The sequence below is a fragment of the Paenibacillus sp. CAU 1782 genome (genome assembly GCF_054551715.1).
In genome coordinates this window covers 320,462-334,237 of sequence record NZ_JBTOLL010000001.1, presented here as the reverse complement: position 1 = coordinate 334,237, position 13,776 = coordinate 320,462, and the positions used below count along the sequence as shown (strand labels likewise).

The 13,776-nt window shown below is 50.9% G+C and carries 15 protein-coding genes; all 15 read right to left on the bottom strand.

From position 1 onward, the window contains the following. Positions 1-161: 161 nt before the first annotated feature. The 15 genes from spo0A to ACX93W_RS01535 all read right to left on the bottom strand — a co-directional run bounded on the left by spo0A (position 162) and on the right by ACX93W_RS01535 (position 13,696). A complete protein-coding gene (gene spo0A, locus ACX93W_RS01605) occupies positions 162-983 on the bottom strand; it encodes a sporulation transcription factor Spo0A (RefSeq protein WP_459390572.1) in 822 nt (273 codons plus the stop codon). A 258-nt stretch (positions 984-1,241) separates the two neighbouring features. Next, a complete protein-coding gene (gene spoIVB / locus ACX93W_RS01600; protein ID WP_459390571.1) occupies positions 1,242-2,576 on the bottom strand; it encodes a SpoIVB peptidase in 1,335 nt (444 codons plus the stop codon). A 123-nt stretch (positions 2,577-2,699) separates the two neighbouring features. Further along, complete coding sequence (recN, locus tag ACX93W_RS01595; protein ID WP_459390570.1) at positions 2,700-4,400, bottom strand: DNA repair protein RecN; 1,701 nt, start codon at positions 4,398-4,400, stop codon at positions 2,700-2,702. Between the two features lie 16 nt (positions 4,401-4,416). Beyond that, a complete protein-coding gene (gene ahrC / locus ACX93W_RS01590; RefSeq protein WP_459390569.1) occupies positions 4,417-4,869 on the bottom strand; it encodes a transcriptional regulator AhrC/ArgR in 453 nt (150 codons plus the stop codon). A 19-nt stretch (positions 4,870-4,888) separates the two neighbouring features. After that, positions 4,889-5,353 carry a hypothetical protein gene (locus ACX93W_RS01585; protein ID WP_459390568.1) on the bottom strand — a complete coding sequence of 155 codons (465 nt, stop codon included), beginning with the start codon at positions 5,351-5,353 and terminating at the stop codon, positions 4,889-4,891. 136 nt (positions 5,354-5,489) lie between these two features. Then, positions 5,490-6,320 (bottom strand): TlyA family RNA methyltransferase, encoded by an 831-nt coding sequence (locus ACX93W_RS01580; protein ID WP_459390567.1) that lies wholly within the window; start codon positions 6,318-6,320, stop codon positions 5,490-5,492. A gap of 14 nt (positions 6,321-6,334) precedes the next feature. Next, complete coding sequence (gene dxs / locus ACX93W_RS01575; RefSeq protein ID WP_459390566.1) at positions 6,335-8,233, bottom strand: 1-deoxy-D-xylulose-5-phosphate synthase; 1,899 nt, start codon at positions 8,231-8,233, stop codon at positions 6,335-6,337. Between the two features lie 121 nt (positions 8,234-8,354). Beyond that, positions 8,355-9,269 carry a polyprenyl synthetase family protein gene (locus tag ACX93W_RS01570; RefSeq protein ID WP_459390565.1) on the bottom strand — a complete coding sequence of 305 codons (915 nt, stop codon included), beginning with the start codon at positions 9,267-9,269 and terminating at the stop codon, positions 8,355-8,357. Positions 9,270-9,271: 2 nt separating this feature from the next. Continuing rightward, on the bottom strand, positions 9,272-9,511 hold the full coding sequence (gene xseB / locus ACX93W_RS01565) for an exodeoxyribonuclease VII small subunit (protein ID WP_459391981.1): 240 nt from the start codon (positions 9,509-9,511) through the stop codon (positions 9,272-9,274). An 11-nt stretch (positions 9,512-9,522) separates the two neighbouring features. Beyond that, positions 9,523-10,875 carry an exodeoxyribonuclease VII large subunit gene (xseA, locus tag ACX93W_RS01560; protein ID WP_459390564.1) on the bottom strand — a complete coding sequence of 451 codons (1,353 nt, stop codon included), beginning with the start codon at positions 10,873-10,875 and terminating at the stop codon, positions 9,523-9,525. A 7-nt stretch (positions 10,876-10,882) separates the two neighbouring features. Continuing rightward, the gene (gene folD / locus ACX93W_RS01555; protein ID WP_459390563.1) at positions 10,883-11,743 is read right to left on the bottom strand and encodes a bifunctional methylenetetrahydrofolate dehydrogenase/methenyltetrahydrofolate cyclohydrolase FolD; all 861 of its coding nucleotides are present in this window, start codon (positions 11,741-11,743) and stop codon (positions 10,883-10,885) included. A 66-nt stretch (positions 11,744-11,809) separates the two neighbouring features. Then, entirely contained in the window at positions 11,810-12,253 is a 444-nt protein-coding gene (nusB, locus tag ACX93W_RS01550) for a transcription antitermination factor NusB (protein WP_459390562.1), read from the bottom strand. Positions 12,254-12,387: 134 nt separating this feature from the next. After that, on the bottom strand, positions 12,388-12,618 hold the full coding sequence (locus ACX93W_RS01545) for a DUF2273 domain-containing protein (protein ID WP_459390561.1): 231 nt from the start codon (positions 12,616-12,618) through the stop codon (positions 12,388-12,390). A 14-nt stretch (positions 12,619-12,632) separates the two neighbouring features. Beyond that, entirely contained in the window at positions 12,633-13,190 is a 558-nt protein-coding gene (amaP, locus tag ACX93W_RS01540; RefSeq protein ID WP_459390560.1) for an alkaline shock response membrane anchor protein AmaP, read from the bottom strand. 98 nt (positions 13,191-13,288) lie between these two features. Further along, positions 13,289-13,696, bottom strand: a complete 408-nt coding sequence (locus ACX93W_RS01535; RefSeq protein WP_459390559.1) for an Asp23/Gls24 family envelope stress response protein — start codon at positions 13,694-13,696, stop codon at positions 13,289-13,291. Between the last annotated feature and the right edge of the window lie 80 nt (positions 13,697-13,776).

Here is a 13,776-nt window from a genome sequence, read left to right as displayed (position 1 = left end):
ATTGCGGTATAATCGAATCGCTAACGTTCAGACTACGCGTAAATCTGAAATATTTATCGCAACCTTGGCGAAAAGTTTATTGGAACGATGACGCTACCTGGTCCGTAATTTCACCGTTTCAGCAACCGTTGAATGACCGCAAACCCGCGCCACTACTGCTTTCACGAAACCTTATGCTCAATCCGCAGCTTATCAGCAACCATCGCGATGAATTCGCTATTAGTAGGTTTTGACTTGCTGATGTTGATGGTGTAGCCGAACAGATGGCTGATGCTGTCGATGTTGCCGCGCGTCCAGGCAACTTCAATCGCATGGCGGATGGCGCGTTCGACGCGAGATGGCGTTGTTTTGAATTTTTCGGCAATCGCCGGGTACAATGTTTTGGTGATCGCACCCAAAATTTCGATGTTGTTGTACACCATCGTTATTGCCTCGCGCAAATACTGATATCCTTTGATATGTGCCGGAACGCCAATTTCGTGAATAATGCTTGTAATATTGGCATCCAGGTTTTTGCCTTTGGCTAGAGGCACCACATTGGATTTCAGCGAAGAAGACGACGAGCTAAAGCTTGGCGATGAATATGAAGTTGCCGAATTGCCCGTTCCCACAAGCTGGCGAATACGATTAGCCAAAATATCCATATCAAATGGCTTTAATATGTAATAGGAAGCACCCAGTTGTACAGCCTTTTGTGTAATATTCTCTTGACCAAACGCCGTAAGCATAATGATTTTAGGCATAGGCGACAAATTCATTTCACGCAAACGCTCAAGCACGCCAAGTCCGTCGAGATGAGGCATAATGATGTCCAGAATGAGCACATCTGGAATATGGCGGGCTTGCTCCAGATGTCTTAGCACCTCTTCACCGTTGTAGGCCACCCCGTTTACATGCATATCGCTTTGTTCCGAAATATATTCCGATAACAAGTTTGTAAACTCACGGTTGTCATCTGCCAACAAAACTTCAATCTTGTGCAAAGTCCAGTCCTCCCTTAATGGATATAATGATCTGATCGAACTTGAGCTGTCTGACATAGGTTTTCGACACCAAGAAGCGAATTCCTTCTGTCGAATATTTTTTTTCTTTATTTTTTTATTGGAGTTCGATATAATTAATAATTTGTTTCATGATATGAGTCTTTTCGTTTCCCTTCGACAACGATTTGTCGAAAAAGTAAAGAAACGCCTGCCGCAGCTGATCATGTGCGGTGACGTTTCTTACACACAAGCCTGGACTTAAACGGCCTTTGCATTGGCTGCTTTGTTGACTTTATCTTTGACCAATACGCCGGCATCCTGAAGCATCCATTCAATAAAGCAACCATATCCCGATGCAGGATCATTAACAAATACATGTGTAACCGCACCAACCAGCTTGCCATCCTGGATTATGGGACTGCCGGACATGCCTTGTACAATCCCGCCTGTTCGGCTAATTAAGCGCTTATCGGTAATTTTGATAACCATACCTTTTGTTGCCGGACCTTCTTGTCTGGAGACATGTGCAATCTCAATGTCAAATCGCTCAACCTTTTGCCCGTTTAGCACCGTTAAAATTTGCGCGGGACCTTCTTTTACATCTTCTGCAAAAGCAACGGGTAAAGCTCGGCCGTTAAACCCATGTTCCGGCACTTCCTTCATTTTTCCGAAAATGCCGAAGGGCGTATTGCGTTCGATACTGCCCAAAATTCTGCCTTCGCGCAGAAATTGCGCTCGTTTTTCGCCAGGTTCGCCAGATTGGCTTTTATTGATTGACGTTACGCTGGACTGCAAGATTTGACCTTCCCCCACTTCAATAGGCGTTCCCGTGTCCATATCCGTTATGACATGGCCCAATGCGCCGTAAACTCCCTGATCCGGTGCATAAAAGGTTAAAGTGCCAACCCCCGCTGCGGAATCGCGTATATACAATCCCAGCCGCCAGGCTTTATCCTCCGCATCGTAGACGGGACTTAACGTAGTGGTGGAAATTCTGCCGCCCCGTTTGTAGGTAACCTGCAATGGCTTTTTATCCATACCGTATTTCTCGCACCATTTACCGATTTTATGCACTTCATTAATGGGTACATCGTTAATGCTCATAATGTAATCACCCAGCTTGAGGCCTGCCGCCTCGCCTGGCGAATGCTTGACGCCTTCGCCATCCACAACCTGATGTTGCCCAACAATAAGTATTCCCGCTGATTTCACTTTAACACCAATTGTTTGTCCGCCGGGAATGACGCGAAGATCCGGCATTACATTCACTTTAACCGTTCGGAATGGAATTTTACCGAATAATTTCACTTTCATGCTGCTTTGACCGATCTGGCTTGGCTGCAAGGACAACGGCTCGTTGAGGTTAACCTTTAAGGATTGTTGAGCTTTGCCGTTGACTTGAAGCATTGAGGGGTCCACCGTTACCTCGGCATAAACGGGAACTCCGTATTGCAGTCGTTTCATTTGGCCGGAGAATAAACGAAGTTCATTCGGGAAGGCGGCAAACTGCTGCAACGGGCCGGAGAAACCGATCATGCATAGAAGGATAACCAGGACCAGGCCAAACCATCGCTTCCGTTCAGTGGAATTCAATGATTTCACGCTCCCTGTCATTCCATCGCATGACGAAAAAGGTTATGTCGCCATTGGCGTACCTTTAAGTTACCCCGACCCCCATCTTTTATGTCCGCAAAAACCTTCCCTGAAACCCTTCCATTACGCTCCCTTCAGTCCATGTGCCAAATCCAGCATTTCTTGAGCATGATGCCTTGTTTTTTCAGTAATCTCAACCCCGCCAAGCATGCGGGCAAGTTCTTCAATCCGTCCGTCGCCAAGCAGCTGCTTGACCGAAGTGCAGGTTCGCTGCTCGACCACTTGTTTTTTGATCTCGTAATGATGATCCGACATACAAGCGACTTGCGGCAAATGCGTGATGGAGAACACTTGGCAGCGAACGGACAGCGCAGATAATCTCTCCGCAATCGCTTGTGCGGCTCGGCCGCTCACGCCTGTATCCACTTCGTCAAAAACCAGCACCGGTATTTGATCGATCTCGGCAAAAATGCTTTTAAGCGCCAGCATGATACGCGACATTTCACCGCCGGAAGCCACTTTACTCAGCGCTTTAAGAGGCTCTCCCGGGTTACTGGAAAGCATAAAAACGGCCTCATCCATTCCGTTAATATGAAGCACGGCTGTTCCATCCTGTTCCGTGCTCTCAAGGCTAACCTGAAAACGCGCGGAAGGCATTTGCAAATGAATCAATTGGGCTTCAACTGACCCAGCTAATGTAGATGCCGCATGCCGTCTAAGCATGGACAACTCTCTAGCCAGCTGCTCTGCCGCCGTAAATGCTTCAAGCTCCTGCGCCCGCAACGTTTCGAGCAGCTCGTCACGGTTTTCTATACTGTCGCGCTCCACAGTAATTTTGTCCAGATACGTCAATATATCAGATATGGTTTCCCCATATTTGCGTTTCAATCCATTAATAAGGTCAAGCCGTTCTTCAACGGCATCCAATGCGCCGGGATCGGATTCGATATTGTCCCGGTAATCGCGTAACTGGAAAGCCACATCCTCGGCTTGATAAAAAGCGGATTGCAGCTGCTCCACAAGCGGCCCAAGCCGCGATGCATCAAACCCGCGCACATCCTCCAGCCGCACGATCGCTTTGCTAAGGGCATCCAGCCCTTTGCTTCCGCTTAAGAGCGCATATGCCTCCGAGACCGTATCCAGCCGCTTTTCGGCATACATCAAGCGCTGACGTTGTTCCGCCAGCTCCTCGTCCTCACCCGGCTTCAAAGCCGCAGAACTGATTTCTTCGATTTGAAACCGGTACAGATCAAGCATCTGCACGCCTTGCCTTGCGGATTTCTCCAGGTCCCTCAAAGCGCTCTTAACGCCTTGAAGGCGATGATAAGCCGCGCGGTATTGCTCCTTGCGCTCTTGAAGCAAATCCCCGCCAAACAGGTCAAGCCACTCCAGATGACGTTCGCTCCGTAGCAAGGATTGGTGTTCATGTTGTCCATGAATATTGACCAGACACTCCCCCACCTCGCGAAGCATCGTTAGTGTTACCAGCTGCCCGTTGATTCGGCTGGTGCTTTTGCCATTGGAGGAAAGCTCCCGCCTGATGACGAGCATTTCTTCCGGAGAATGCTGGATGCCCAAGGCCAGCAAGGTTTTCCACGCAGGATGGGAGACCGGCAAATCGAACATCGCTTCCATCTCCGCCTTGTCGGCACCATACCGCACCATGTCTGCAGATCCGCGTCCTCCGGCAATGAGGCTAAGGGCGTCGATCAGTATGGATTTTCCCGCTCCCGTTTCACCGGTTAGCACGTGAAAACCACGATGGAAAGATACGCTTACTTCTTCGATAACAGCCAAATTTCGGATAGACATTTCCTGCAGCATGATTGATTTCTCCCCTCTAGTTCAACATTTCAAGCAAACGCTCTACCATAGCAGAGCTTTGATCTTTAGTCCGGCAAATGATCAAAATCGTATCGTCGCCGCAAATCGTCCCCATGACCTCGTCCCACTCCATATTGTCGATCAAAGCTCCGATTGTATTAGCGGTTCCTGGAAGACACTTCAGGACAACAAGGTTTTCTGTAAAATCAATGCTGGTGAAGTGATCCACAATGGCGCGTTTCAACTTATGAATGGGATTCAGCCGCTGCTGCTCCATCGGCAAGGAATATTTGTAACGTCCTTCAGAGATGGGCACTTTGGCCAGCATAAGCTCTTTAATGTCCCGCGATACGGTTGCTTGAGTCACTTGCATGCCAGAGGCGCGCAGCGCCTCCACCAGCTCCTCTTGTGTTTCAATTTCCTTTGACCCGATAATTTCCTTTATCTTGTACTGCCTGATGGCTTTCATAAACCGTCCTCCAAATCCTTTAGTCGGAAAGATGGAACTCTATTTTCTTCACGACGCCTTCCTTGGCATCGACATAAAGCACTCCGTTGCAATGGGGCAGCAGCAGCGCATACACCAGCAGCCTGTCCCGAACACCGCTTGCCGTCCATTCTATGGGCTTTCGTTCCCGCGCTGTTTTGACAACATAGGTAAAGCCTTTTTTCTCTGCGATGTAATCAATGTACAGCCTTGAGCCATTCCCGAGCGGAGCGTCATCCAGCTCGATGGGTATCGGGATTAGATGTTTCCCCGATGTTACGGTATACCCTTTTTTCTCAAGCAGCCGTACGTTCTCATCCTGATCGTCAATGGAACCGCCTTTGCCGAGCTTGACCGCATTCAGATTGACTGGCTCATGCAGCCACCTGTAGAACGCTCTGTACAGCCATATCATCAGCAGTATCCCGGCAAGTCCCATAACAAACCAATCACCGTACTTGTCCATTTCGCCGCGCCTCATTTCGAGCAAGGTCAAAGAAGCGAACGTCTGTTTGGTTATAGTGTATCAAATAGTAGGCTTCCCTGTAAAGCAAAAAGATGCCGGAGCAGTTCCCCGCTGTCCGGCATCCTTCTTGGCTGCATTATTTGGGCTCTCCCCTGAACGTGGTATTAGCCTCCTCAACAAGAGAACGCAATACCGCGTCTTCCGGTACAGGGCCAACCGCCTCGTCCTTGCGCCAAAGCGCAAGAAATTCGATATTGCCTTCTCCGCCTGTAATGGGCGAGAAGGTAATGTTCTGAAGACTGTAGCGCATTTCGGAGGCAAAGCCCAATACATTGCGGAGCACCTCCAGATGAACGGAAGGCTCCCGCACGACGCCGGATTTGCCCACTTTCTCCCGGCCTGCCTCGAACTGGGGTTTGATTAGCGCCATAACCTGAGCCCCGTTAGGCAGGAGCTTGTATAACGCCGGCAAAATATGGCGAAGCGAAATAAAGGAAACATCAATGGTGGCAAAATCCGGCGACGGACCTTCCAGATGTTGGGGCTCCGTATAACGGAAATTGGTTCTTTCCATCACGGCTACGCTGGGATGGTTGCGAAGACTCCAATCCAATTGATTGTACCCCACATCGATGGCGTAGACATAAGCAGCCCCATGCTGGAGAGCGCAGTCCGTAAAACCTCCCGTGGATGCGCCAATATCCAGCATGACCCGATCCTTCATCTCAATGCCGAATGAGGCAATCGCCTTTTCAAGCTTGAGTCCGCCCCGGCTGACATAAGGGTGAAGAGCGCCCTTAACTTTGATTTTGGCGTCGCGGCTGACCTTCATGCCGCTTTTGTCGACCGGTTCCTCATTAACCAGCACCAGCCCTGCCATCAAAGCCCGCTTTGCTTTTTCGCGGCTGTCATAATACCCGAGCTCCACCAGCAGCACATCAATTCGTTCCTTGCCCGATGTTGTCATTATGCTCTCCGTTTCTAAGCCTGACCGGTTACCCGCTTGATGACCCGCGGCAGCATGCCTCTAATTTCCGATGCTACCCTTTCGCCGGTCAGGCCGACCTCCTCGCGTTGTTGCTGAATGGAGCCGTGCTCCACAAAGAAATCCGGTATGCCGATTATGCGGACAGCCGTGTTGTAAATGCCCTTGAGGGAATAAAACTCCAGCACGGCGCTGCCAAGCCCGCCAAGCTGGGAGCCTTCCTCCAGCACAACGATCCTTTTGCCGCTTTCCGCCATCGAAATCAACATGGCTTCATCCAGAGGTTTGATGAATCTCGCGTTGACAATGCCGACATTTACGCCTTCGCGCTTCAACGTTTCAGCTGCCTCTTCCGCAACGCTAATCATAGGGCCTACCGCCAAAATAACGTAAGCATCGCCCTCGCGCAGCGTCTCCCAGCTTCCAATCGGTATCGGCTGCGGATTTTTATCCAGCTCAACGCCTACGCCGTGAATCCGTGGATAACGGACGGCTATTGGCCCGTCATTGTAATGGAACGACGTAACCATCATTCGGCGAAGCTCATTTTCATCCTTCGGCATCATCAGCACCAGATTTGGAATATGGCGCAAATAAGCAATGTCGTATACGCCTTGATGCGTTTCGCCATCCGGTCCTACAAAGCCGGCACGGTCAATGGCAAAAACTACGTTCAGGTTCTGGCGGCATATGTCATGCACGACCTGGTCGTAAGCGCGCTGCAGGAAGGTGGAATAGACGGCATAAACCGGCTTTAATCCTTCCAGCGCCAGCGCGGCGGACATCGTTGCGGCATGCTGCTCCGCGATTCCGACGTCCAGCATCCGATGCGGGAAACGCGCCGCAAATTCCAGAAGTCCGGATCCCCCAGGCATAGCAGGCGTTACCGCTACGATTCGCTCGTCTTTTTCGGCCAGTTCAATCAGAATATCGCCAAATACCTTCGTATACATAGGAGGTCCCACTGCTTTGACCATCTGCCCCGACTCGATTTTGTAGGGGGAAGCGCCATGCCACGCATGGGAATCTTTTTCGGCCGGGGTGTACCCCTTCCCTTTGACAGTGAGCACGTGGACAAGAACGGGTCCGGGCATGGAATCAGCCTGTTTCATAATATCGATCAGTCCTTCGATATCATGGCCGTCTACCGGCCCTAGATAAGTAAGGCCAAATTGCTCAAACAAGATTCCGCTCACCAGCAAATACTTTAAGCTGTCCTTAAAGCGCTCCGCCGTTTTGGCCAGCTTGCCGCCGATCGCCGGAATTTTGCCCAGCAGATGCTGAAGCTCTTCCTTGGCTTTCTGGTAATGGCGGTCCGTTCTGATTTTGCCCAGGTAGTGGTGAAGGGCGCCGACATTAGGCGCGATGGACATTTCGTTGTCGTTCAGGACAACAATCATGTTGCGCTTTTCATGACCGATATGATTAAGCGCCTCCAGCGCCATCCCGCCGGTAAGGGCCCCGTCGCCGATGACCGCGACAACACGATTGGTATCCCCTTTGAAATCCCGTGCAAGCGCCATTCCCATTGCAGCCGACAGCGAAGTGCTGCTGTGGCCGGCCTCCCATACGTCATGCGGGCTTTCCGAGCGCTTAACAAAACCGCACAGTCCCTTGTACATACGCAATGAGTCGAATTGGTCCTTGCGGCCGGTCAATATTTTGTGGACGTAAGATTGGTGTCCGACGTCAAAAATAAATTTATCGTGCGGGCTATGAAATAAATAATGCATCACCAATGTCAGCTCAACAACGCCCAAATTGGGCGCCAAATGACCGCCTGTCACCGACAGTTTCTGAATCAGAAAAGAACGAATCTCCTCCGCCAGCTGCTCCAACTGGTCTATGGTCAGTTCTTTCAGATCCTCAGGTTTGTTAATTCCATCAAGCAGCACGTTGCTTCCTCGCTTTCAGGGACAGCATTTTCTTTCATAACGACTGTCCTATAAACGTTTACATTTCTACTAGTATACCACAATGGCATTCAATGCCCAATTAGCTATACGCAGTTGAAGCTTAATGGTCGCGTTTCATCAAATAATCGGCCAATTGCAGCAGTCTCTCCGGATTGGCGAAACCAGCTTCCTCGATGCAGGCTTTGGCTTCCTCCGTCAGCTTGGATGCAAGGCGTACGCTCTCCTCAAGACCCAGCAGAAACGGATAAGTAACTTTTTGCTCTTCCACATCGCTGTTAACCGGCTTGCCCAGCTTGGCTTCATCACCGACAAGGTCCAGAATGTCATCTTGAATCTGGAAGGCCAGACCAATATTGCGTCCGTATTGGCCAAGCAGCTCCAGCTGCCGTTCCGTAGCGCCGCCCACTCTGCCTCCAGCCATTGCGGAAAAAGCGATCAGATCTCCGGTTTTATGCAAATGAATGTATTCAAGCTGCGACAAATCCGTAATTCCTTGCTCGCCTTCCATATCGGCAACTTGTCCGCCCACCATTCCGAGAGCGCCGGCAAGCGTCGAAAGATCTTCAACGATAGCAAGTATTACGGCAGGATCGAGGCCAGCTTCCCGGCCGCCACGAGAAATGAGATAAAAAGCATGGGTAAGCAAAGCATCCCCTGCCAGAATAGCCATGGCTTCGCCAAACACTTTATGGTTGGTCAAGCGGCCGCGGCGGTAATCGTCATTGTCCATGGCAGGCAGATCATCATGTATCAGCGAATAAGTATGTATATGCTCAACAGCGCATGCGATTGGCAGCGCTTGCCTTCTTGACTCCAGGCTCCCGGCCACCGCTTCCGCAGCGGCCAAAACGAGAGCGGGCCGGATTCTTTTGCCTCCAGCCGACAAGGAATACGCCATGGAGTCGCGCAGCGTATCGGGAACTTCCCAATGCTGCGGCAAACTTGTCAGAAGCGCCTTATCCGTCTCGGCGGCGCATTGTTTTAAATAGTCCGTTATGGTTGGGCTGGCGCTCAAGCTTATTCCCCTTTATCTTCGCTTGCCTGGGCAAACGGTTTTTTCTGCAGGCCTTGTCCGTTGTCGACAAGCATTTGAATCCGGCTTTCCACTTGCTCCAGCTTGCTGCCGCAAAGGCGCGACAACGTCATGCCCTCCTGAAAAAGCTCAATAGCGGTCTCCAGCGGAACGTCGCCGCTCTCCAGTCGCCCGACGATCTCTTCCAGCTTTTCCATGGCTTGCTCAAAAGTCAACTGTTCCATTCCTTGTTCGCTCACCGTTGATCTCCTTTCAGCGACAGAACCCGGCACTCCAGCATGCCGTCCGCCAGCTTCACTTGAATTTGTTCACCCTCCGATACATCCTGGACGGATTTGACCAGGCGCTGCTCATCCCCATATACCAATCCATATCCGCGGGACATGACTTTAAGCGGGCTTAGCGCATCCAGTTGGCGCACCGCGCCGTGCAGTCTCATTCCTTGCTCCTTCAGCAAAGCAGATGCGGCCAGAGTAAGGCGTCTATCCATGTCGTCCAAACGCCTTGATGCGTGTACCGCCTTTTCTCCCGGATGCTGTGCCGAAAGTCGGGAAAGCAGTTTCTCCATCGAAGAACCTTTGCGTTCAAGGGATGTCCCCATACTCCGATGAAGCTGTTCCTCCAGACGGTCGACACGCTGCGCTTGCTCCAGCATATATTTGCGGGGATGAACGAAAAATGGCGAGCGCTGAGCGCGAGCGAGCCTGTCCCTGTTTTCGCGAACCGTCGAAGAAAGGGCAGCCGCAAGCCGCGAGGCAAGCCTCTCACCTTGCTGACGCAGCTCGTTTATGTGAGGTACCGCCAACTCGGCCGCAGCCGTTGGCGTGGCTGCGCGCAAATCAGCCGCAAAATCGGCAATCGTAAAATCCGTCTCATGACCAACAGCGCTAATGATAGGAATAATGGAAGCCGCAATAGCTCTGGCAACCGCTTCTTCATTAAAGGCCCAAAGCTCCTCCAACGATCCGCCACCTCTGCCAACGATCAAAATATCGCATTCTCCGAGGACGTTCATATCCTCAATCGCCTTGACGATGGAGGGAGCCGCTCCTGCGCCTTGTACCAATACAGGGTATATCGTGACAGCGGCAAGCGGATATCTGCGCTGCAGCGTTGTCAAAATGTCTCTGACCGCTGCGCCCGTGGGCGACGTAATTACCCCTATCGCCCTTGGAAAAGGGGGCAAGGACCGTTTGCGTTCATTTGCAAAAAGACCTTCCGCGGCCAGCTTTTCCTTTAGCTGCTCATAGGCCAGATAAAGGCTTCCGATGCCGTCCGGCTGCATAGCCGTCACATAAAATTGATAGTTCCCGTCACGCTCAAACACGGACACATTGCCTCTGGCCAACACCTTGGCTCCTTCCTTCGGACGGAAGGCCAAGCGGGCGTTATGGGACGCAAACATGACGCATTTGAGACGGCTATCGCTATCCTTGAGCGTAAAATACATATGACCGCTGGAGTGATGAGTAAAATTGGAGATTTCGCCGCGAAGCCAAACATCGGACAAAAGCTCGTCCTGCTCCATCTTCATTCGAATATAGCGGTTTACTTCTTTTATGGATAAAATACGGGGCTTATCTGCCATACGGACTCTACACCTCGATTCCGTTTGCCCTTTTTGCCGCTTTAACTGTATTTTTCATCAGCATCGTAATGGTCATTGGACCCACTCCGCCGGGCACTGGAGTAATGGCTCCTGCTGTTTCCAAACAATCCTCGTAGTCGACGTCGCCTGCCAGCTTGCCGTCCGAAAGGCGGTTAATGCCAACATCGATTACGACTGCGCCAGGTTTCACGAAGTTTTTGCCGATTGCTTTTGCCTTGCCGATGGCAACCACCAGAATATCGGCGGAGCGAGCAAGCTCCTCCATATTCGCGGTACGGGAGTGGCAAATCGTTACCGTTGCATTTTCCCGCAGCAAAAGCATCGCTACAGGTTTGCCTACGATATTGCTTCGTCCGATGACGACGGCATGTTTGCCGCTAATGGACGTGCCGCTGCGCTTAATCAGCTCGATTACGCCAGCAGGTGTACAAGGCAGCAGGCTATCGTCCCCGATGCTGAGATTGCCAACGCTCTGCGGATGGAAGCCGTCTACATCCTTGTCCACGCTGATTGCGTCGATTACCGCTTTTTCGTTGATATGCCCCGGAAGAGGCAGCTGCACCAAAATACCGTTAATGCTGGTTTGTCCGTTCAGCTTGCTGATCAAGGCAAGCAGCTCCTCCTCAGTCGTATCGGCGGGGAGCTTGTGCACCTCGGAGTAGATGCCGAGCTGCTGGCAAGCTTTTTCCTTAGAACCAACGTATACCTTGGAAGCAGGGTCCTCTCCCACAAGAACTACGGCAAGGCCGGGAACGACATTTTGTTCCTTTAGCGAAGCGACCTCCTGAAGAAGCTCGTTTCTAATTTCAGCAGAAATCTGTTTTCCGTCAATAATGAATGAGCTCATGAACAACATCCCCTCAGCCTTTTATATTTCAGCGCATTTACACAACAAAAGGCGGCAAACTCCGCCTTAAGCTTTTAATTCGTCAATTTCCTGCAACAGCTTGCCTAACACGCCGTTTACGAACTTTCCGGATTCATCCGTCCCAAAATGCTTGGCGAGGTCAATCGCCTCGTTAATGGCCGCTTTAGGCGGAACATCGTTGCGAAATACCATTTCGTAGCACGCCAGTCTAAGCACTTGACGGTCAACCCGCGACAAACGGTCGACTTGCCAGCCGGTCAAATATTGCTGCAGCATGCCGTCAATTGCCTGTCTGGATTCCATAACCCCATGCACCAGCTCGCGGGCAAAATCCGCCGTCCCTCCGGCTTCCTTGGGATCAGCGCCAATTTCGTTTTCATCCTGCAATTCATCCATCAACATATCAACGGCATCAGAAGCCGTCACTTCATTCATTTCCATTTGATACAGGCTGGATACCGCTATTTCTCTCGCCAACCTACGCTTCATGTGTACACACATCCGATTCTGCAAAATTATAAGCCTTAATAAGTTGAATTAAACTTATCATAAAAAACGATGATCTCCTCCCTGTTCCGAATTAGCGGCTGTCACAAATCCGGAATACGGAGGAGACCACAGTATTAACGAAATGGACGGAATCGTTCCATGATGCCATCCCATAACCTCTGCCACGGAATAACCGGTTCGTTCGAGGTTTCTTTCCTCTTGGCATACCAGTAACATGTAAAAACAATCAGGGCGACAAACAGCATGTCCCAAAAGCCAAATGCCAAATAAACAATGCTTAGCCCTATCCCTGCGGCAACACCCGTCAGGCGCCTCCAATAGGCGTTCCAGAACTCCCTCCACATGGGACCATCCACCTCTATTCTACGCGGCTCTTGAATGCGCCTGCCTGAACGACGTTAGCGACAAAAACAGCAACGTTGATAACCGGTATTCCCGTAATATCTTCAACATGCTCTTTGACCGCGCGCTGAATTTCCTCCGTCAAAACCGGAATCGGATTTTCCCCGTCGATTACCGCACGCAGCACGATCTCCAGTCCGGCGTCGGTGGCGCGTACGCGCGCACGCAATTCCTTGACGCCGCGCTGTCTGGAAGCAGCTTTTAACGCCAGGTTTTCAATGGTTTCAATCGAAATGCGAATATCGCCAAATTCCGTCCGCTGATCGATCGATTGCGCGCTGGCCGAACCGCGGCTAAGCGACACGATAAAGAAACGGAAGCTAATCAGCAGCAGAACAACGCCTGCGATTCCGAACGAAATGGCGATGGATTTGAATTCGTAAAACTGAGTCAGCCAATTGCTAAGCAGTGACTTCGTTATCCAGCCAAAACCAAGGCAGATCATAAAAACGGATACGACGCCAATGGCCAGACTGTATAGGAACAACAGCAGCTTGTCCACTACTCTCATCAATAGACCCATTCCTCCTGCAAAACCGAATGAAAACCCCCTGCGCTTAAGCGGCATGCCCAATCACGAGGGGGTTGTACAGAATAAAGCTATTTTTTTATTTACTTGACGCGGTTTGCGTTTTCGTCTTCTTCAAGCTTTTCGGTAGGCTTGAAATGAACATCATGGATATGGACGTTCACTTCAACAACATGCAAGCCGGTCATCATTTCGATGGAACGTTTGACATTGCGCTGAATGTCGGATGCTACCTCGGGAATTTTGTTTCCGTATTCCACAATAATAGATACGTCTACCGCTGCTTCCCGCTGTCCAACCTCCACCTTAACGCCTTTGGACAGGTTTTTGCGGCCCAACAGCTCAGCAATGCCGCCTGCAAAACCGCCGCTCATGCCCGCTACGCCGTCCACTTCAACCGTAGCCAAGCCGGCAATGACTTCAATAACCTCAGGGGCAATCTGAATCGTGCCAATCTCCGTTTTCTCGTAATCCGCTGCAATCGTACTCATGCGCGTTCTACACCTCCCTAAAGTTGCGCGTTCCTGACATCAGGCCAGGCCTTGATCCGCATCTTATCTCTATACTATAA

Bases quoted from the DNA above. Each gene is read 5' to 3' on its own strand.
- nusB (WP_459390562.1), bottom strand. From the start codon at position 12,253: ATGAAGCGTAGGTTGGCGAGAGAAATAGCGGTATCCAGCCTGTATCAA.
- recN (WP_459390570.1), bottom strand. From the start codon at position 4,400: ATGCTGCAGGAAATGTCTATCCGAAATTTGGCTGTTATCGAAGAAGTA.
- ahrC (WP_459390569.1), bottom strand. From the start codon at position 4,869: ATGAAAGCCATCAGGCAGTACAAGATAAAGGAAATTATCGGGTCAAAG.
- folD (WP_459390563.1), bottom strand. From the start codon at position 11,743: ATGAGCTCATTCATTATTGACGGAAAACAGATTTCTGCTGAAATTAGA.
- xseB (WP_459391981.1), bottom strand. From the start codon at position 9,511: ATGGAACAGTTGACTTTTGAGCAAGCCATGGAAAAGCTGGAAGAGATC.
- xseA (WP_459390564.1), bottom strand. From the start codon at position 10,875: ATGGCAGATAAGCCCCGTATTTTATCCATAAAAGAAGTAAACCGCTAT.
- ACX93W_RS01535 (WP_459390559.1), bottom strand. From the start codon at position 13,696: ATGAGTACGATTGCAGCGGATTACGAGAAAACGGAGATTGGCACGATT.
- ACX93W_RS01585 (WP_459390568.1), bottom strand. From the start codon at position 5,353: ATGGACAAGTACGGTGATTGGTTTGTTATGGGACTTGCCGGGATACTG.
- ACX93W_RS01580 (WP_459390567.1), bottom strand. From the start codon at position 6,320: ATGACAACATCGGGCAAGGAACGAATTGATGTGCTGCTGGTGGAGCTC.
- ACX93W_RS01545 (WP_459390561.1), bottom strand. From the start codon at position 12,618: ATGTGGAGGGAGTTCTGGAACGCCTATTGGAGGCGCCTGACGGGTGTT.